Source organism: Streptomyces sp. NBC_00376 (assembly GCF_036077095.1).
GTDB lineage: Bacteria > Actinomycetota > Actinomycetes > Streptomycetales > Streptomycetaceae > Streptomyces.
Genome location: NZ_CP107960.1, coordinates 8,587,453 through 8,605,873 on the forward strand (window position 1 = coordinate 8,587,453; position 18,421 = coordinate 8,605,873).

Annotated in this window: 16 protein-coding genes and 2 pseudogenes; 4 read left to right on the forward strand and 14 right to left on the reverse strand. The window is 68.7% G+C overall.

From position 1 onward, the window contains the following. Window positions 1-20 precede the first annotated feature (20 nt). Genes OG842_RS45330 through OG842_RS38555 form a run of 7 tightly spaced genes read right to left on the reverse strand, consistent with a single transcriptional unit; the run spans window position 21 to window position 6,664 of the window. Window positions 21-140 carry a DUF6893 family small protein gene (locus OG842_RS45330; RefSeq protein ID WP_401878856.1) on the reverse strand — a complete coding sequence of 40 codons (120 nt, stop codon included), beginning with the start codon at window positions 138-140 and terminating at the stop codon, window positions 21-23. Next, a complete protein-coding gene (locus tag OG842_RS38530) occupies window positions 137-1,540 on the reverse strand; it encodes a hypothetical protein (protein ID WP_266734225.1) in 1,404 nt (467 codons plus the stop codon). Before OG842_RS38530 ends, OG842_RS45330 begins: the two co-directional genes overlap by 4 nt. Then, complete coding sequence (locus OG842_RS38535) at window positions 1,537-2,178, reverse strand: DUF6084 family protein (RefSeq protein ID WP_266734223.1); 642 nt, start codon at window positions 2,176-2,178, stop codon at window positions 1,537-1,539. Before OG842_RS38535 ends, OG842_RS38530 begins: the two co-directional genes overlap by 4 nt. Continuing rightward, complete coding sequence (locus OG842_RS38540; protein ID WP_266734221.1) at window positions 2,175-2,828, reverse strand: DUF5947 family protein; 654 nt, start codon at window positions 2,826-2,828, stop codon at window positions 2,175-2,177. Before OG842_RS38540 ends, OG842_RS38535 begins: the two co-directional genes overlap by 4 nt. Continuing rightward, window positions 2,825-3,769: a NifU family protein gene (locus OG842_RS38545; protein ID WP_266734219.1), complete on the reverse strand. Its 945-nt coding sequence runs from the start codon at window positions 3,767-3,769 to the stop codon at window positions 2,825-2,827. The genes OG842_RS38540 and OG842_RS38545 overlap by 4 nt, the downstream gene beginning before the upstream one ends. Beyond that, entirely contained in the window at window positions 3,769-5,562 is a 1,794-nt protein-coding gene (locus OG842_RS38550) for a nickel-dependent hydrogenase large subunit (protein ID WP_266734217.1), read from the reverse strand. Before OG842_RS38550 ends, OG842_RS38545 begins: the two co-directional genes overlap by 1 nt. Before the next feature lie 46 nt (window positions 5,563-5,608). Continuing rightward, window positions 5,609-6,664 carry a hydrogenase expression protein HypE gene (locus tag OG842_RS38555; protein WP_266734215.1) on the reverse strand — a complete coding sequence of 352 codons (1,056 nt, stop codon included), beginning with the start codon at window positions 6,662-6,664 and terminating at the stop codon, window positions 5,609-5,611. A gap of 258 nt (window positions 6,665-6,922) precedes the next feature. Between OG842_RS38555 and OG842_RS38560 the strand changes: the two genes are divergently transcribed. Together OG842_RS38560 and hypB are read left to right on the forward strand one after the other, a co-directional pair. Further along, complete coding sequence (locus tag OG842_RS38560) at window positions 6,923-7,252, forward strand: hydrogenase maturation nickel metallochaperone HypA/HybF (protein ID WP_124719196.1); 330 nt, start codon at window positions 6,923-6,925, stop codon at window positions 7,250-7,252. A 54-nt stretch (window positions 7,253-7,306) separates the two neighbouring features. After that, window positions 7,307-8,041 carry a hydrogenase nickel incorporation protein HypB gene (hypB, locus tag OG842_RS38565; RefSeq protein WP_266734212.1) on the forward strand — a complete coding sequence of 245 codons (735 nt, stop codon included), beginning with the start codon at window positions 7,307-7,309 and terminating at the stop codon, window positions 8,039-8,041. 22 nt (window positions 8,042-8,063) lie between these two features. Here hypB and OG842_RS38570 read toward each other — a convergent pair whose 3' ends face one another. Both OG842_RS38570 and OG842_RS38575 read right to left on the reverse strand, forming a co-directional pair. Further along, window positions 8,064-9,749, reverse strand: a complete 1,686-nt coding sequence (locus OG842_RS38570) for a hydrogenase maturation protein (RefSeq protein ID WP_266734210.1) — start codon at window positions 9,747-9,749, stop codon at window positions 8,064-8,066. 452 nt (window positions 9,750-10,201) lie between these two features. Next, window positions 10,202-10,411, reverse strand: a pseudogene (locus OG842_RS38575) (pyridoxamine 5'-phosphate oxidase family protein); the annotation flags it as partial. Window positions 10,412-10,948: 537 nt separating this feature from the next. Here OG842_RS38575 and OG842_RS38580 point away from each other — a divergent pair. Further along, window positions 10,949-11,485: a GNAT family N-acetyltransferase gene (locus OG842_RS38580; protein ID WP_266734208.1), complete on the forward strand. Its 537-nt coding sequence runs from the start codon at window positions 10,949-10,951 to the stop codon at window positions 11,483-11,485. A 371-nt stretch (window positions 11,486-11,856) separates the two neighbouring features. On the opposite strand, the pseudogene OG842_RS45335 reads toward OG842_RS38580, so the two are convergent. From OG842_RS45335 to OG842_RS38600, 4 genes and pseudogenes are all read right to left on the reverse strand, one after another. Continuing rightward, a pseudogene (locus OG842_RS45335) lies at window positions 11,857-12,189 on the reverse strand (DUF4158 domain-containing protein); the annotation flags it as partial. Between the two features lie 424 nt (window positions 12,190-12,613). Next, complete coding sequence (locus tag OG842_RS38590; RefSeq protein ID WP_266734206.1) at window positions 12,614-13,834, reverse strand: cytochrome P450; 1,221 nt, start codon at window positions 13,832-13,834, stop codon at window positions 12,614-12,616. Between the two features lie 12 nt (window positions 13,835-13,846). Beyond that, the gene (locus OG842_RS38595) at window positions 13,847-15,238 is read right to left on the reverse strand and encodes an NAD(P)/FAD-dependent oxidoreductase (protein WP_266734204.1); all 1,392 of its coding nucleotides are present in this window, start codon (window positions 15,236-15,238) and stop codon (window positions 13,847-13,849) included. Further along, window positions 15,235-15,462, reverse strand: coding sequence for a ferredoxin (locus tag OG842_RS38600; protein ID WP_266734202.1), 228 nt, complete (start codon window positions 15,460-15,462; stop codon window positions 15,235-15,237). The genes OG842_RS38595 and OG842_RS38600 overlap by 4 nt, the downstream gene beginning before the upstream one ends. A 766-nt stretch (window positions 15,463-16,228) precedes the next feature. On the opposite strand from OG842_RS38600, the gene OG842_RS38605 reads away from it, so the two are divergent. Next, window positions 16,229-17,461, forward strand: a complete 1,233-nt coding sequence (locus OG842_RS38605) for an IS4 family transposase (RefSeq protein ID WP_328512620.1) — start codon at window positions 16,229-16,231, stop codon at window positions 17,459-17,461. Window positions 17,462-17,732: 271 nt separating this feature from the next. Here OG842_RS38605 and OG842_RS38610 read toward each other — a convergent pair whose 3' ends face one another. Then, on the reverse strand, window positions 17,733-18,386 hold the full coding sequence (locus tag OG842_RS38610) for a response regulator transcription factor (protein WP_266734199.1): 654 nt from the start codon (window positions 18,384-18,386) through the stop codon (window positions 17,733-17,735). Between the last annotated feature and the right edge of the window lie 35 nt (window positions 18,387-18,421).

Genomic DNA, 18,421 nt, shown 5'->3' on the forward strand with positions numbered 1-18,421 from the left:
CACTTCACTCGGATCGGGATTCACATCGAACGGATGCGCAGGTAGCGGCGGATGTCGGGGATCGAGCTGATCCCGACCGCCACGGCGACGAGTGCCACGGCCGCGGCCGCTCCAGCGGTGATGATGCCCAGGGTCTTCACGAGCGGTTCTCCTCTCGGTGCTGCGTCGTTTCCTCGACGCTCAGGGGTGTCAGTTCGTCGGGCGCGAAGTAGAAGTAGCGGCCGTACCAGTCGTGCAGGTCCGACGCGGGGTCGTCGACGAGGACCAGGGCGATGTGCGTACCACCGTCCACGTCCGAGAGAACCGCCGTCACCCGGGCCACCTGGCCGGCGAAGAACAGATCCTGCGCGTCCGCCCGCCGGGAGGGGTGGACGCGGACCAGGCTGCCCTTGGCCACCCGGACCCCGTCGATCACGACAGCGTCGCTCCCGGGCCGTACCGAGGCGTCGGCCGCCGGGTCCCACCAGGGCGCGCCCGCGGTGTCGAAGGCGGCGGGTTCCACATCCCGTACGTCGGCCGCCGGCCCCGCGGGAGCCGCGGGCTGCGGCGGGTGCGGGTCGCGCAGCAGGCCGTGCAGCTGCTGGAGGTCGGCGGGCGACATGCCGTCGCACCGGTCGATGATCTCCCGGGCCCGGGGATCGGTGGCCCGCGCCTCCGCTTTCTCCTCCTCCGTCATGGTCATCACGCGGAGGGTCAGGATCTCGTCGATCTCGGTCGAGTCGAAGAGCGCGCCGGGGCTCTGCTCGGCGACCTCCGGGTAGTCGTACAGGATGATCGGCACACCGAGCAGGGTGTCCGTCGTCCCCTTCGGTCCGGCCAGTACGGGCCAGCATCTGCGCTGGCGGCAACGGCCGGCGGCCGCTGCCGCCCCGGCGGGCGGTTCGAGCAGCGAGACGAACTCGGCGTCGTGCGCCCGCAGCAGCAGATGCGCGCCGATCAGCGAGGACCGGATCGCGGCGTCCTTGGTGGCCGCGGGCTCCGGATGCTCGTTGCGCACCCCCACCGAGAGGCGCACGTATCCGTCGTCGACGACGGCCCGCGTGCGGACCCGGACCGCCAACGGCAACCGCCGCCGCACGATCCGGCCCACCACCACGCCCCGCGCGTCGGTCACCGGCTCGGTGTCCTCGCCGCCCAGGACCTCGTGGACGGCGTCCGCCACCTCCCCCAACGGCAGGGCGGTCAGCGCGACTTCACGCTCGACGGCCTCGTCCCAGGACATCACCGGCACCCCGTCGACGACGAGCTGCTCGACCGGTACCTCCACCCCGTCCTCGCCCGTGCTCCGCACCTCGCGGACCTGGAGCTGGAGGAAGCGCAGACGCACGGTGACGGCCGCCGGTCCGTCGTGCGGTGCCAGCAGGCACTGCATCTCCATCTCCGGCTCCTCGCCGAAACTCGCCGCCGTGGCGTGCGGCGGGCCGAGGACCCCGAACTGCCAGCGCGACCGGTTCTTGTGCGAGCTCGCCCGGTACGGGTACAGGAGGTACCCCTCGTACAGGACGGCGTCGGCGATCGAACGCACCTGGTCGAGACTCACAGGACCACCTCGTCGTGTTCGGCCAGGAGGGTCTGGACCGTCTCGTCCCAGCTGATCAGCCCGCGCCGGGCCCGGAAGTCCGCGAAGCGTGCCAGCACCTCGTGGTCCAGCCGGATCCACCCGGTGTTCGGGTAGTGCGCCGCCACCATGCGTCGCCACACCTCGATCGGCATCCGGTGCCGGGCCTCGCAGTCCCACGGAACCTGCTCGACCCCGAAGCCCTTGCTGCCGCGGGTGAAGACCGTGCCGGAGAACATCAGGACGAGGGGGACCGACCCCTCGCCCAGGGCATGCAGATAGCGGGAACCGATCACGTCGAAGTCGTAGGTGCAGGGCAGGGCGAGATCGACCTCGGTCGTATCGTTGAACCCCTGCACGGTGGTGTCGCAGCTCATCCACTGGAACGGCTTGAGGGTGTCCGTCCAGCGGTCCCGGAGGCCGAACAGCGCCACCAGACCGCTCTGTTCGGCCTCGTCGTAATGACGTCGTTGCGGCTCGATGCGGACCTGGCAGTGCAGCGCGATGGCGTGGATCCGCCGGCCCGTCCGCTCCTCGATCCGCAGCCGCGCGGTCAACTGCGGTGCGGCCGCGTACGGCTCGGCGACGACGTCGAGCACGGAGAACTCGAAGTCGTTCACGACGCCCCGATCCCAGCGGCGGGCCGGCTGCGGTCCGCCACCCGCGCGAAGAAGCCGTCCATCGCGGTACGGGCCTCGGTGCCGCCGTCGAACCCGCGCCACAGCGAGCGCAGTTGCCCCACCAACTCGTAACAGGCGTCGATCGGTACCAGATGGCACGAACCATCGCTCTGGGCCGTACGCCGGATCAGCAGCGCCTCCACGTCCGGACGCAACACGGCGAGCTCCGGGCTCGACTCGACGACGGCAGCCCAGGCGTCCAGCGGCAGTTCCGACTCGGTGGCCCCGGCGGGCCCGGGGTAGAACGCGACCATCCGGTCCTGGACCGAGTTGCGGAACAGGAAGGCGAGCCCCACGGGAATCTGCAGCTCGTCCCAGGCTCGCCCGTCCACGGTCAGCCCGGCGAAGTGCAGATATCGCTCGGGGACCGCCCGGTAGCGCAGCTCCGCTTCCTCGTCGGTGAACAGCAGGTAACAGGCCCGACAGCAGCACATCAGGGAGCGGCTGTCGAGGTTCACCACATGGGAGTGGCTCTCGACGATCGGTTCCGCGCACATCTCGCAGCGCTCACCGGCAATCGGCCGCGGCCGGTTGCGCCTGAGCCGCAGCAGGGTGGAGGCCGGCGAGGCGGAACGGCCGGCGGCGATCACGGTGCCACCGCCGCGGGGACCGCCACCGAGACCGCGGCACCGTCCGACAGCAGGGGCAGCGGGGCCAGGTGCACACTCTCCCCGTCGAGGCAGATCCCGGCCTGCCGCACGTCGTAGTGCGCATGGCACCCGGCGCAGCGCAGGATCGCGTCCCCGGACCGGCCGCCCAGCCGCCGTGCCAGCGTGGCACCCTCGAACGGCCGCTCGCAGCGCGCGCACCGGTCCTCGAAGGCGAAGAGATCCGTGCCCACCCGACAGGCCACCACCGGCATCCTGCCGACATCGAACCGGGCCACGGCGCCGGACTCCAGGCCCGACAGCTCCGGCACGACCTCCCACGAGGCGCCGTCGTCGCCGGCCGTCCCGGACTCCGCGTGCAGCCGGGCGAACAGCGAGTCCACCGGTACCAGCGGCCCTGCTGCCCCGACGTCCTCGTCGGCCGCGGTCTCGACCTCGATCGAGGTGATCTCCGGCGCCGCCCCCTCCACAGCACCCTGTACGGCCAGCCTGAGCGTGACCGAGGACGACGGGCAGCCGTCACAACTGCCCAGCAGCCTCAACCGGACAGTTCCCTCATCGGTGACGGCGAGCAGCTCCACATCACCGCCGTGCGAACCCAGATACGGTCGTACGCTCTCCAGAGCCCGCTCGACCCGGGTCTCCACGCCGTACGGATGCAGCCCGTGGACCAGCAGGACGCCGGCCACCAGCTCGTCGTCGGCCAGGGCGGCCAGGAGGTCGTCGTCCAGTCGCCCCTGTTCGTGCACCAGGTCGAGCAGCCGTTCCAGCCCGGCACCGTAGAAGTCGGCGACGAGCCGGACCAGTTCCTCGCTGCGCTCGCGGGCGACCGCGCCGCCCGAGCCGCTGGCGGCGATCAGGGTGTCGATGCGTTCACCGGTCGTCCGCCAGTCGGGTGCGGCCGGGGAATCCTCCCGCGCCATCACTCACTGCCCGCGGACTGGGTGGGGGAGTGCAGGAGCTCCAGCTTCTTGCCCTCGCCGAGATACATGTGCACACCGCAGGGCAGACAGGGGTCGAAGCTGCGCACCGTGCGCATGATGTCGATGCCCTTGAAGTGCTCCCTGTCGTTCTCCTCGAAGATCGGCTGGCCCTGCACGGCGTCCTCGTAGGGGCCTGGCGTGCCGTACGTGTCACGGGGGCTCGCGTTCCACGGAGTCGGCGGGTACGGGTGATAGTTCGCGATCTTGCCGTCCCTGATCACCATGTGGTGGGAGAGGACACCGCGGACCGCCTCGGTGAAACCGCAGCCCACGCCCTCCTCGGGCACCTCGAACTTCTCCCAGGTCTTGGTGTTCCCGGAGCGGATCTCCGCCAGAGCCTTCTCCGCGAAGTGGAGCGCGCAGGCTGCCGCGTAGGCCTGGAAGTAGCTGCGCGCCCGGTTGCGCTCGATGGTGTTGCTCCACTTCGGGACGTGCCACTCCAGCTCCACCGGCCCCTTGAGGGCGGTCTTGGGGAGGTTGATCTTGACGCTGTGGCCGGTGGCCTGGATGTAACCGATGTCGACCAGACCGGCCAGCGCAGTGGTCCACAGCCGCGCGAGCGGCCCGCCGCCCGTGTCGAGCGCCAGGTAGTCCTTGCCGTCGAACCATCGCGGTGACATGACCCAGCTGTACTTGTCGTCCAGGTCCCGCTTCTGCGGCTGCGGGTTGGTGTGCTGGTTCCAGGGGTGGCGCCGGTCGACCGGATTGCCGAGCGGGTCGTGGGAGACGAAGGTCTCCTGCTCGTCCCAGTCGTTGTAGTACGACGAACCGAGCAGGATCCGGATGCCGAGGTTGATCTTCACCAGGTCTGTGGTGACCAGCTTCCCGTCGACGACGACACCGGGGGTGACGTACATCTTCCGGCCCCAGTCGGTCATGTCCTTGTATTCGAAGTTGCAGTGCTCCGGGTCCTGGAAGGAGCCCCAGCAGCCCAGCAGGATCCGCCGGTTGCCGACCTGCTCGTACCCAGGCAGGGCTTCGTAGAAGAAGTCGAAGAGATCGTCGTGCATCGGCACGACCTTCTTCATGAACTCGACGTACCGCTGGAGGCGGGTGATGTAGTCCGTCATCAGCTGGACGGTCGCCACGGTGCCGACCCCGCCGGGATAGAGCGTGGAGGGGTGCACGTGCCGGCCCTCCATCAGGCAGAACATCTCCCGGGTCATCCGGCTGACCTGGAGCGCCTCGCGGTAGAACTCGCCGGTGAACGGGTTCAGCGATCGCATGATGTCGCCGATCGTCTTGTATCCGTGCGCGTCGGCGTGCGGGGAAGGGGTGCGGTTGGCCTGTTCCAGCACCCCGGGGTTGGTCTCCGCGACCATCTTCTCGCAGTAGTCGACCCCGACCAGGTTCTCCTGGAAAATGTTGTGGTCGAACATGTACTCCGCAGCCTCGCCGAGATTCACGATCCATTCGCCGAGGTGCGGCGGCTTCACCCCGTACGCCATGTTCTGCGTGTAGCAGGAACATGTGGCGTGGTTGTCACCGCAGATCCCGCAGATGCGACTCGTGATGAAGTGCGCGTCCCGGGGGTCTTTTCCCTTCATGAAGACCGAATATCCCCGGAAGATGGAGCTGGTGCTGTGACACTCGGCGACCACCTTCTGCTTGAAGTCGATCTTCGTGTAGATACCCAGACTGCCGACGATCCGGGTAATGGGATCCCACGCCATTTCGACCAGGTCGTTCTTTCCCTGGCCGCCCCCGGCACCCTTGTGCTGCGTCGCGGTCATTGCGCCGCCTCTTCCTTCTGTCCGTTGCGGTGATGTACGCGGTCACTCACCAGGTGCGTGTGGCGCCGGTGGTGAGTTTCTTGCCGGGCTTGCGCCATTTCGGTTCGCGGTCCAGGGCGTGGGTGGTGAGGCGGCGCAGCCGCCGAATCGTCGACCCGTAGAGTCCGACCGCGTTGGTCGAGAGTTTTCCGCCGGGGGGCTCGTCCATGAACGGCATGAACTTGTCCGGGAACCCGGGCATGGTGCAGCCGATGCAGATCCCACCGACGTTGGGGCAGCCGCCGATGCCGTTCATCCAGCCGCGCTTGGGCACGTTGCACTTGACCGCGGGGCCCCAGCAGCCCAGCTTGACGATGCACTTCGGTGAGCCGTACTCCGTCGCGAAGTCGGCCTGCTCGTAGTACCCGGCCCGGTCGCAGCCCTCGTGGACCGTCGACCCGAACAGCCACGTCGGCCGCAGCGCGTCGTCGAGCGGGATCATCGGCGCCTGGTCGGTGGCCATGTAGAGCAGGTAGGTGAGCGTCTCCGAGAGGTTGTCCGGCTGGATCGGGCACCCCGGGACGCACACGATCGGAATCCCGGCCTTGGACTTCCAGTCCCAGCCCAGGTAGTCGGGAACCCCCATTGCGCCGGTCGGGTTGCCCGCCATGGCGTGGATGCCGCCGTACGTCGCGCAGGTGCCGGCCGCGACGACCGCGGTCGCCTTCGGAGCCAGCCGGTCGAGCCACTCGCTGGTCGTCATCGGCTGGCCGGTGGCGGGGTCGTTGCCGAACCCGCACCAGTAGCCCTCGTCGTGCAGCCGTTCGTTCGGAATGGATCCCTCGACCACCAGGACGAACGGTTCCAGTTCTCCTCGATCGGCCTTGAAGAACCATTCGAGAAAATCGTCGGCGCCGCCGTTCGGACCGCATTCGAAATCGATGAGCGGCCAGTGGACGGCGATCTGCGGAAGTCCTGGCAGGGCGCCGAGCGCGATTTCCTCGATGCTCGGCTGCGTGGCTGCGGTCAGGGCGACGGAATCGCCATCACAGCTCAGCCCTGCGTTGATCCACAGCACGTGGATCAGTGTGTCCTCCGCCTTTACCGCTTCCTTTGTCGGCATGGCAGTGTCGCCTTTCAGGATGACGGCCCAACCGGCCATCGGCCCCCACGGGTGGGTACGCACATTGCTACCATCACGCCTCGATTCGTGGGCACCGGCAACAGGGGAATTCGCCGCCCCGGCTCCTCACCGGGGGCCGAATGACGGCATGCTGTGGGCCGCTCGGGTGGTCCGGGCGGGGGACCGGTCCCGTCGGTCGGCGCCACGGTCCTCCCGTGGCCCTACGGTCGGAGGCACCCGCGGAAGGACGAGGCACCGGTGCACGAGCTCGCCATCACACAGAGCGTCGTCGACTCGGTGTGCGAACGCGCCGGGGGGCGTCCGGTCCGCTCGGTCCGCGTCCGCGTCGGCGTGCTCACGGCCGTGGTGCCCGACTCGATGCGGTTCTGCTTCGGCCTGGTCACGGAGGGAACGGCCGCCGAGGGCGCGCAGTTGGAGATCGACCAGCCGCCCGGCGCCGGCCGCTGCCGCACCTGTGCCGTCGCATTCACCCTGACCGACCTGATTCTGCTGTGTCCCTGCGGCAGCGCGGATGTGGAGATCACATCGGGACAGGAACTGCAGATCGTCTCCATGGAAGTGGGCTGAACCATGTGCGGTACCTGCGGCTGTGCCGAGGAGTCCGGTGGGACCAGGGTGGTGATGCTGCGGGAGGATGATGCACCGGACCACGGGCATCCGCATCCGACCCCGCACTCTCATCCGCACGAGCGTCGTCAGCCGAGTGGAGCCGGTGAGACCGTCACCATCGAGCAGAAAGTACTCGCCAAGAACGACCTGCTCGCGGAACGCAACCGGACGTGGATGACCGATCGCGGCGTCGTGGCCGTGAACATGATGAGCTCGCCGGGCGCAGGCAAGACCACCCTGCTGGAACGCACCGTCACCGACCTCGGCGGCCGCCGGCCGGTGGCTGTCATCGAGGGCGATCAGGAGACGAGGCTCGACGCCGACCGGATCAGGCGTACGGGCTGCGCCGTGGTGCAGGTGAACACGGGGGCGGGGTGCCACCTCGACGCGGAGATGATGCGGGACGCACTCACTGCACTGTCCCCGGCCGAGGGATCGCTACTCATGGTGGAGAACGTCGGAAACCTGGTGTGCCCCGCCCTGTTCGACCTGGGGGAGCGCAGCAAGGTCGTGATCATCTCGGTCACCGAGGGCACGGACAAGCCGCTGAAGTACCCGTACATGTTCGCCGCTGCCGATCTGATCCTGATCAACAAGTCCGATCTCCTGCCCCATGTCGACTTCGACGTCGAGCAGTGCGCGCAGCACGCGCGCTCGGTGAACCCGGACGTGCGCGTGCTGACGGTCTCCGCGACCACCGGCGAGGGCCTGGCCCACTGGTACGACTGGCTGGCGGAGCAGCGGTAGCCGCTCCGCCGCCGCACCGCGGTCAGCCCCGGGGGAACGAGGGCTGCGGGACCGCGGTGGCGGACGCCGGGCGCTCCTTGCGGACGAACGCCCGGCGCAGCCCGTGGTACGGGTGGTGCGGGTCCGCGAAGATGCGGTACATGCGGACGAGTTCGGCCTCCCGGTACGGGGCCAGGTCGACCCGGTCCCGCTCCTCCTTCTTCGCGTGGATCCGGGACTGCGTCGCGGGCAGGGCTGACAGGCGGGTCGCCAGGGCACCGACCTCCGAGTCGAACGACTGGGGTGCGCACGGGATCACCCTGTCGACCAGTCCGAGCCGGTGGGCCGCGGTGGAGCTGACCGGCAGGGCGTCCCGCATGAGCCGGTCGGCAGCCGGCGCCCCCACCCGCCGCGGCAGCGTGTACGTCCAGTACTCCGATCCGTAAAGCCCCATCAGGCGGTAATGCGGATTGAACACCGCGCCCGCCCTGCACCACACCTCGTCGGCGGCGAGGGCCAGCATCACCCCGCCCGCCGCGGCGTTCCCGGCCAGGGCGGCGACGACGAGCCGGTCCGTGGTGGTCAGCACCGCCTCCACCAGGTCGTCCATGGCATTGATGTTGGCCCAGGACTCGGCGCCGGGGTCGGCCGCTGCCTCGATCACGTTGAGGTGGATGCCGTTGGAGAAGAAGTCCCGGCCGCCGCCGACGACCAGTACCGAGGTGGGCCGGGAGCAGGCGAACCGGTAGGCGCGCAGCAGGCGTTGGCACTGCTCCGTGCTCATCGCACCGCCGCGGAACGAGAACGAAAGGAAGCCGGTCCCGGCCTCCTCCCGGTAGCCGATCTCGGACCAGGTGTCGTCGTCCCCGGTCCGGTGCAGCGGAGCCGGCTGCTCGGGCACGGCACACAGTCGCCCGGCCACCGCCGAGGTGGCGGGGAGCTTGAAGGTGGCCGGGCCGCCCGGCGCCCGCCGTGGCCGCAGCTCGGGGATCCACACCGCGCCGTCGGTGGTCGCCCGGCAGATCGCGCCGTCCCGGGTGGCCACCACATCCCCCGGACGCCCGCCCAGCCGGGACTCGGGATACCCGCCGTGCAGGAACCACTCGCCGCCCAGCAACTCGTCGAGCACACCGGGCTGGGAGTCCGCCGCCCTGAGTTTGCGGACCACCGTCGCGGTGGAGTCCGACCGCCAGTCGATGCGACGCAGCGATTGGCGGAACATGGGGCGGCAGTTTTCGCCGGCGCCGGAGGCCTGCGGCGCCGGGGTGTACGTCCCCGACGCGAAGCGTCCGACGGCCAGGAGCACCGCCTCCACGGCGGCGTCCGAGATCTCGTTGCGGTACAGGTCGCTCTTGGCCACCGGGGGCAGCGGACAGGTCACGGACGCCCAGACGTCGCCCGCGTCCATCTCCGCGTTCGCCTGAAGCACGGTGACGCCCCAGCGGTCCGCTCCCTCGTGGACGGCCCAGTCCAGGGAGGAGGGCCCGCGGTCGCCGACCGGCCCCGGATGGACGACGAGGCAGGTGTGGACCGACCAGACGTCCCTAGGGATCGCGGTCTTCAGATACGGAGCCACAACAAGGTCCGGGCACTCCCGGCGGACGGCTTCCCGGACCAGGTCTTCCTCGTGCGCGAGCTGCACGGCAACGGAGTGCCCGCGGTCCCTCAGCTCCGCCTGGACACGTTGGGTAAGGCTGTTGAAGGCGCTTGCGACAAGCAGGATGTGCATGGCGATCTCCCGGTGGCTGCGGTCCGTCCTGATCGAGCGTGAGCGTGGGCCCTTGCCCGGCGGGACTCACCCGGCGGGAACATGCCGGGAATTCACCCGAAGCGCACAGGGCGGACAGGGAGCCGACGCGCTGCTCCGCTCGCCGAATTCCTGCATCGAGGTGCAGGGGATGCCCGGGAAGCGGCGGGATTGCACCGCGGGCACGACCCGGATGCCGGTGGTCAGGGACGTGCGGCCAATGGTTGCCTCAACGGAGTTCGACGGACACGAACGTCGCCGACCCCGGCCGCCAGGTGCGGCTGGGCTTCTTGGCTGACCAGGATCGCTTACGGGGGTACCGCCGCCGATTACTCTGCACGCTCGCACGGAGAGCGACTCGCAGGGTGGAAGCCGAACGCGATTGAACGGCCTCACGACGGATGCGGCTGTGCGCGCCCGATGAGGGCTCCGGGCTACTGGTCGGCCGAAGTGATCCGACGGCCCGTGAGACTCGTGGGCCGGATCGACACCCACATCTCGCACTCCCCGCCCGCCCATGGTCTGGTGTGGGCGTCTCGGGCGAGCCTGCGCAAGGTGTCGGAATCCGTCACGGTGCTCGCGGGGCCGACGGCGAGCACGCTCCAGCCCTGGCTCAGGGCATCGTCCACGTGGTCGACCTCGAAGCGACCGGACCGCGCCCCTCGTCCGGTTCACCGCGAGCTGATCGGTCCTTTCGGCCGAGTGGGGCCCTCATCCATTGAGACGAGTGGGGCTTTGTTGTGTGTCAGTGGCGGCTCTGGTGGGTCATTCAGCGGGTCGGCCTGCCCTGCAACTTGTCGTACAACGTGCCTCCAGAGGTCACCGTACGGGGGCCCGTGGTCAAGGGGTCTGACCTGCGGTCAAGGGGGCCGGTCAGGGGCCTGGCGGATGCCGACAACTTCCGCACGGCATCGCTGTGGTGCTGGTGGTGGTCGGCGTACGTAATGCGGCATGCCATACCTCCAGGCTCCCGCCCGGAGTCGCTGCGCGCGGCACACAGGAAGCCCGACGAACACGCCCCGCCGCTCCGGGAGCACCCGGCATCGCCGCTGCCCTGCAGCACAACGCCCGCGACCCGGAACGTCCACTCGCCCTCCATGGGCTCGCATGACCGTCACCCGCGTGGAACCGCCGGGGCAAAAGCAGTTGATCGGCCGCTTCCCCTCGTATAGCAATGCGCTGTGATACATGGCGAAAAGATCGGGCTGCGCGCCCGGCACGAGAGCGACGTCCCAGTTCTCCAGTCCGAGCTGTACGACGATGTGGCTACACGGTCACGCGCCGACTCCCGCCCCTGGCAGCCCATCCCGCCGGGCTCGGGGCAGTCGCCCTACGCAGTGGCCGAGCCGTCGGACGAGGCAGCCTGCTTCTCCGTAGTGGAGCTGGAGTCGCAGGAGCTGGTCGGCGAGGCCCTTCTATGGGGCATCGACACACACAACAGGACGGCTCACATCGGGATCTCCCTGCGACCCGCATTCCGCGGCCGCGGGCTCGGCGCCGATGTCCTGCAGGCACTGTGTGAATACGGATTCGCCGTACGTGGACTGCAGCGCCTGCAGATTGAGACCCTCACGGACAACACCCCGATGATCGCAGCGGCAACCAGGGTGGGGTTCACGCGAGAGGGAACGCTGCGGCACTCCGCCTGGGTGTACGGCGCATACGCAGACGAGGCCATCCTTGGCCTCCTCGTGAACGATTGGACGCCCCGGGCATGAACAGCCGGAGCTTCCGCTTGCAGTCCCGCTCGGTCTTGCCGAGCACACCGTCGCTGAAGAGCGCGTAGCGTGCGGCGGCAGTCACCCCGCTGCCCGGTACGCACAGCGTGGCCAGCAGCGTCAGGCGCTGTGGCGGCTTCATCCGCTCCAGGTTCGCCGGGTACTCCTTCGGCGAAGTGCGACCGGCCTCCGCCGGACACCGCGCCGTCCTTCGGGCGGTCACTCGCGATCAGGTCCTTCAGTCGCAACCAGGTCGTGTGGTTGAGCCGGTCCAACGTGCTGCGGCAGAACCGCGCCTCGAACTCCTTGACCGCCTTGCCCACCAGGCGCCGGACCTGCCCCGGCGTCGGCGGCTCGACCTGGTCATTGCGGCACCGGGCCACCACCGCGGCCGCCAACCGGTCCCGCGACAGCTCCACCGGGCACAGTTCGGTGGCCAGCCACCCGGCCAGCCGCTCTTGGTCCTCCTCGGTGTTCGCCCGGAATCCGTGCACCGCCCGGATCTCGCCCCGATGCCGCTGGATCGCCTTGCTCTGCCAGTCGTGGTCCGCCCACGCCTCGGCCGGCACCTTCACCTGCTGGGCCACGTACTCCACCGCGGCGGCCGGCACCTCCCTGGCCGACTCCGGGAACCGAGCCTTCACCTCGAAGAACTTCAGCAGCAGCGCGAACCCGAGCCGAGTCGCCCCGGACTTGTTCCGCACCTCTTCTTCGAGCAGCGTCCAGACCTCGATCAGGTCCTCCGGCGCCAGTCCTGCCGCACTCGTAGCCCTCCGCCCCTGACCGAGATCACTCGTTCAGCTCGACGAGACACTCAGCGAGGGGAAACGAGGCCGCGAAAGTCACACGGCGCTACATGTCCGTTCGCCGTAGCTCTACGAGAACCGGGCCAAGTAGGCCGAGCAAGGCGCAGCAGGCGTTCCATCGCGGCCTGGCGCCCCTCGCCCAGTGAGCGAACGCGAGCACACCGACCGGCCGGCGGCCGCGCGGGCACAGCGGAGAGGTCACACTCGACACCAAACCGGCACTCGCGCCCGGCCCTGGAGCCGAGCTCTTGCCCCGAGCTGCGCGCACCAGGCCGGACCCGACGGGCCGGCCCGTATGGCCTTGATGGCCTCGGCGATCGCGTCACTCGCCACCCTGCTCGACGTGGAGATGGATCGGACCGCGAAGAACGGGGCTGCGCCGGTACGGTGGCGGGTCGGCAACCAGGCTGGGGCGATCGAGGCGACGTACGAGCTCGGTCAGTGCGATCTGTGTTTCGCGCCGGGCCAGCGGGCCGCCGAAGCACAAGTGGATGCCGCTGCCGAAGCCGAGGTGCTGGTTGTCACGCCGATCGGGGTCGAAGCGGTCGGGATCGTGGAAACGGTCAGGATCGCGGCTGCCCGAGGCCAGCATCAGCATGATCTGTGAGCCCTTGGGGACAACGGTGTCGGCGACGGTGATGTCGCTGTACGCCGCCCGCCAGGGAATGATGTGCACGGGAGGTTCGTAGCGCAGCAGTTCCTCCACCAGTGGCACGACCAAGTCCGGCTCGTCGCGCAGTCGTTGCAGCACCTGCGGGTGGCGCAGCAGAGTCAGCATGCCGTTGGTGATGAGATTGACGGTGGTCTCGTGGCCGGCGATCAGCAGCAGGTTGGCGGTGGCGACGATTTCCTCGTCGGTCATCCGCCCGTCGGGCCCGTCATCATTGGCCAGCCGTGACAACAGGTCGTCGCCCGGTCGGCCGTGGCGTTGCTCCAGAAGCCCGCCGAGGTACTGGCGAAGGTCTTTACGGGCCTGCAAGCCCTTGTCCATTTTTTCCTTCGGGTCGGTCTTGGGGTCGTAGTCGATCGAATTGACGATGTCGTCGACCCACAAGTGGAACTTCGGTTCGTCCTCGCGTGGCACGCCGAGAAGGTGGCAGATCACAGTGACGGGGAACGGGTAGGCGAAGTCGTCGACGATGTCGATCTGCTCCTTGTCCGCGAAGTCGTCGATCAGGCTGCTGACGGTGGCGGTCAGGGAAGGTTCCATGCCGGCCACCAGCCCCGGGGTGTGCGGGGGGCCGAAATGGCGCATCGCCATACGCCGCAGGCGGTCGTGTTCGGGAGGATCGAGGTTGATGAACGCCGGCTTGGTCTGTTCCTCGGCTCCGGCCGTCGGATGGGAAAGATTGCGCGTGTCCGAACTCAGCTGCGGGTTGTGCAGGATGTCCGCGATCTCGCGATAGGTGCTGATGACGTAGCTGCCGTCCGCCTGCCGGGCCACCGGCGTCCTGCGCAGCTCGGCGTAGAGCGGGTACGGGTCGGCCCGGGAGGAGTAGTCGAGGATCCGGCGCAGCATGTCGGGCGTCTCGGTCGTGGTCATCTCGCTTCCCTCCTATCGGTGCTGGAACGCGGCCGTGACGCGTCGCTCACTCGGGTCGTGGCCGGTGACGACCACGGTGGCGCCCTGGGCGAGCAGGACGGGGCCGGGGAAGTCGACGGGCACTGGTTTCATGTCGGCGGGCTGGTCGGGCGTGGGACAGGGGGGCGGGAAAGGTGCAGCCGTCTCGATGAGCCCTCGGTAGTGATCCAGCCACTTCGCGTTGTTGAAACTCACTGCCGCGGTGACGCGGCCCCGATAGCCGTATGCGGCGACGAAGCGGTGGTCGGGCACCGATCCCTGGGTGACGACCACCTCGTCGGCGAAGGTCGGCACGCCGACGGACTTGATATTGACGCCGAACTGGATCGACCAGAACCGCGGTATGGACAGGTGGGGCCAGCGGTCCGCCTGTGCACTGACCATGTTGTGTGCCGCGACCTGGGCCTGCTCCACGGCGTTTGCCCAGTGCTCCAGCGAGATGAGTCGGTACTCGTAGATCGGGTTCGGGCAGCGTGCCACGTCTCCGGCGACGAAGACGTCGTCGGTGACCAGGCCGTTGAGGTCGAGAGCGCGGCAGCCCGTGTCGCAGGCGATTCCCCAGACACCCGCTGCCAGGCCCGAGTCTCGCAGCCACTCGGTGTTACGGATGCCCCCGAGTGCCACCACCGCCACGTCGGTGTCGATCGTGCTGCCGTCGTCGAAGTGGGCACGGCGAAGCCGCCCCTGCGCGTTGCCCTCCAGCCGGGTCACCTTGACGCCGCAGCGCAGGTCCACACCGTGAGTACGCTGCAAGTCCGCCGCGACCTCACCGATCATGGCGCCGAGTGCCCCGACCAGCGGGGCCGGCGCGAGTTCGGCGACGGTCACCGGGATGTTCCGTTCGCGGCAGATGGAGGCGATCTCGGATCCGGTGAACCCCGCACCGATGACCAGAACGCGAGAGGGCTCAGCGGCGAGGGCTCGTTGTAGGCCCTCGGCGTGTTCGCGCGTGCGCACGACGAACACTCCGTCCAGAGCCGCCTCGCTCTCGACGAACCAGGGCCGGGCTCGAACTCCGGTGGAGATCAACACCCGGTCGAAGGGAACCTCACGTCCGTCCGCGAGACGCACCTGGTTGGCCGCCAGGTCCAGCCCGCTGGCGGGCACGCCCAGCAGCCAGTCCGCATCGATGTCACGACGGCGCGGCAGCTCGGTGTTCCCGGCCGGCACCCACCCGGTCAGTACCTGCTTGGACAAAGGGGGCCGGTCGTAGGGCTCGCCCAGCTCATCGCCGATCATGGTCAACGACCCGGCGAAACCTTCGTCGCGCAGCGCCTCCGCGGCCCGCAGCCCCGCCAGTGATGCCCCGACGACCACTACGCGGCCATCGCGCTTGAACGCTTGCAGATTTTCGGCACTGGTCATGACGGCGGCTCCTCCGCCGACACGTCACGGCCCTCCAACTGGTCGACCAGAATTGCTTGGACAGGGCAGGCTGCCGCGGCACGCAGCACCTGCTTGCGCCGGGCGTCATCGGGGTTCGGGTCGTACATCAGCGCTTCCTCGCCGTGCATCCGGAACGCGTCCGGAGCCAGGAAGGCGCACTGCGCGTACCCTTCACATCGGGAAAGATCAACGACAACTCTCATCCCGACCTCCACAGGGACTGCAACTGCGGGCCCGGAAGCCGACGCCATTCCGGCGCGCAAGGCGCGAGACGGCCGAAGATAAGGGATTTCGCCGTTGCCCACCTTCGCGGGCTGCGAGGGGGCGCCGCGCTCGTCGGGTCGTCGCAGAAAAGATTTGGTTGCGCGTACAAGGGCGACCAGTCGGTAAAACCGTTGGAGATCCAGATCTTCCTGCCAAACAGCCTATCCCGGGCATACGCCGCCCGCACCACATGGCCGCTGGCCGCCACCGCCTCGAGATGACCATCCGCTTCACTGTCTGGAACCACATCACCGGCCTGCCCGCCAGGGTCTGAACAACAGGCCGCCCCGGCCCCCGCTCGCCCACAGACGATCACGCCCCCGACAACGTGACAACGCCCGTCGAGGCGATGGAGCACGACGCCGAGTGTGCCAAGCGACGCCGGTTCCGGCTGGCCGTACCGGCGGTCTCCGCCCCACGCCGGCTCGCCGGGCTCGTTGCCGAGGCGCGTCGGCACGACCTGAATCTCGCCCTGCACCACACAGCCGGGCCGGGTGAACGCGCGGCGCTCGCCCGGACGTTGGAGTCCGGGCGGCGATCGTGTCCGTACCCGCGGACGGAGCGCCCGCTACGAGAAACGCGCCTACATCTACCTCGGCACCGTCACCCTCGCGGCCCTCGCGATCTGGCTCCGAACATGATCCAAGAAACAGTCCCTAAATGCAATACCGGTGACTTTGTTGGTGGTGGGTCGTTGGGTGTGGTGTGCCAAGGCCTGGACAGGTGAAGTCGTCGGGTGAGCGGTTGTCGGACCGGATCGCTCTGGGTGTGCTGACGCGGGTGTTTCCGCCCGAGTTGGTGGATGAGGTGGTTGTTGGGTGTGGGCGTCTGGAACAGCGGTCGCGGCTGTTGCCGGCCCGGGTGGTGGTCTATTTCGTGCTCGCGATGTGTCTGTTCTCCGGGCAGGGCTATGAGGAGGTGGCCCGACTGCTGACGCAGGGGCTGGAGCGGGTGCGGCGGTGGGAGAAACCGTGGCAGGTGCCCACGACAGCGGCGATCGGCCGGGCCCGCCGGCGATTGGGGCCGGAGCCGTTGAAGGTGCTGTTCGCGCGAGTGTGCCGGCCGGTGGCCGCCCCGGACACTGCTGGTGCCTGGTATCGGCAGTGGCGTCTGGTTGCGGTGGACGGCACGGTCTTCGATGTGCCGGACACCGGGGCGAACAGCGATTTCTTCGGCCGGCCCGGCTCGGGCCGGGGACAGCAGCGCAGTGCCTACCCGCAGGTGAGGGTCGCTGCACTGGTGGAGTGCGGGACACACGCGGTGTTCGCCGCGGCGACCGGCCCGCTGTCGGTTCATGAACAGCAGTTGATTCCCGGCCTGCTGGGCCGGCTCGAGCCGGGAATGCTGCTGATGGCCGACCGCGGCATCACCGGCTTCGAGCTGTGGCGGGCCGCCTCGGACACGGGCGCGGACCTGTTGTGGCGCGTCCGGAAGAACATCGTGCTCCCGGTCCTCGAAGCCTTCGACGACGGCTCCTACCTGTCCGAGATCGTTGCGGCAGGCGACCGCAAGCACCGGGACCCGGTCCGGGTCCGCGTCATCGAGTACACCCTCGGCCGCGAGGACGACGACACGGTCTACCGGCTGATCACGACCATCTGTAACCCGCAGGAGGCCCCTGCGGCCGACCTGGCGGGCCTCTACCATCAACGCTGGGAGATCGAGAACACCCTGGACGAGATCAAGACCCATCAGGGCGGACACCGCCTCGTCCTCCGCTCCCAGTACCCCGATGGCGTCGAGCAGGAAATCTACGGTTTCCTTCTTGTCCACCACGCACTCCGGGACGTCATGCACCACACCGCTCACCAGGCCGGCCTCGACCCCGACAGACTGTCCTTCACCCGCACCCTTCGCATCGCTCGCCGCCACGTCACCGACCAGGCGGCACTTTCCCCCCTCACGACTCAGTCGAGCCCTGACCCACACCATCCGTGAGCTGCTGGAACGACTCCTGCCACCCCGCAGGCAACGCTCCAACCCCCGTGTCATCAAACGCAAGATGGCCAACTGGCACCTCAAACACACCCACCACCGCAACCCACCCCGACCACCCGCAGCAGCAATCACACTCATCCCGCCCACCAAACCCGCCAGCAGACGCCAGAAGAGCACCTAAATCACCGGTATTGTCCCTAAATGAGGCTCGGACCTGTCCGTTGAGATCCACCCGCAGAGGGCTCTACATCAACGTCATCGAGTGGTGTGGTCAGGTTCCCAGGTCGGCGTCTCGTGCCAGCAGCGCGGCCTGCACTCGGTTCTCGCAGTCCAGCTTGGTCAGGATCCGGCTCACGTACGATTTGACCGTGGCCTCGCTCATATGGATCCGCTGACCGGCGTCCGCGTTGGACAGGCCCTCACCCAGTAGCGCCAGGACCTCCAGCTCGCGGTTGGTCAGCGCGTCCAGCCGGCGGCGGGCCCGCTCGGCACGGTGGGCGCTCTGGCTGGACGCCAACGAGTCCACGACACGGCGGGTGGCACCCGGCGACAAGTACGCGTCTCCGGCTGCGGCAGCCCGGACCGCGCGCATGAGTTCCGCGGGCGCCGAGTCCTTGAGCAGAAAGCCCACGCTGCCCCCGGTCAGGGCGCGCAGTACGTTCTGCTGTTCCCCGAAGGTTGTCAGGATCAGCACCCGCGTGTCAGGCACGGTCCGGTGCAACTCGGCCAGGGCCGTCAGTCCGTCCATGACCGGCATCTGGATGTCGAGCAGCACGACGTCCACGCGGCGGGTCTGGGCCAGTTCGACCGCCTCACGGCCGTTCACCGCCTCGGCGACGACTTCGATGTCGTCGGCGGAGGAGAGAATCATCCTGACGCCTGCCCGGATGAGCGGCTCGTCATCCGTGACGAGAACCCTGATCATGAATCCCCTGCGCGGTCCTTGAGTTTCTACCTGCG

What these genes read in the sequence shown, in the direction of transcription:
- OG842_RS38545 (WP_266734219.1), bottom strand. Translation starts at nt 3,769, where the DNA reads ATGGCGCGGGAGGATTCCCCGGCCGCACCCGACTGGCGGACGACCGGT.
- OG842_RS38550 (WP_266734217.1), bottom strand. Translation starts at nt 5,562, where the DNA reads ATGACCGCGACGCAGCACAAGGGTGCCGGGGGCGGCCAGGGAAAGAAC.
- OG842_RS38555 (WP_266734215.1), bottom strand. Translation starts at nt 6,664, where the DNA reads ATGCCGACAAAGGAAGCGGTAAAGGCGGAGGACACACTGATCCACGTG.
- hypB (WP_266734212.1), top strand. Translation starts at nt 7,307, where the DNA reads ATGCTGCGGGAGGATGATGCACCGGACCACGGGCATCCGCATCCGACC.
- OG842_RS38570 (WP_266734210.1), bottom strand. Translation starts at nt 9,749, where the DNA reads ATGCACATCCTGCTTGTCGCAAGCGCCTTCAACAGCCTTACCCAACGT.
- OG842_RS38590 (WP_266734206.1), bottom strand. Translation starts at nt 13,834, where the DNA reads ATGACCACGACCGAGACGCCCGACATGCTGCGCCGGATCCTCGACTAC.
- OG842_RS38595 (WP_266734204.1), bottom strand. Translation starts at nt 15,238, where the DNA reads ATGACCAGTGCCGAAAATCTGCAAGCGTTCAAGCGCGATGGCCGCGTA.
- OG842_RS38600 (WP_266734202.1), bottom strand. Translation starts at nt 15,462, where the DNA reads ATGAGAGTTGTCGTTGATCTTTCCCGATGTGAAGGGTACGCGCAGTGC.
- OG842_RS38610 (WP_266734199.1), bottom strand. Translation starts at nt 18,386, where the DNA reads ATGATCAGGGTTCTCGTCACGGATGACGAGCCGCTCATCCGGGCAGGC.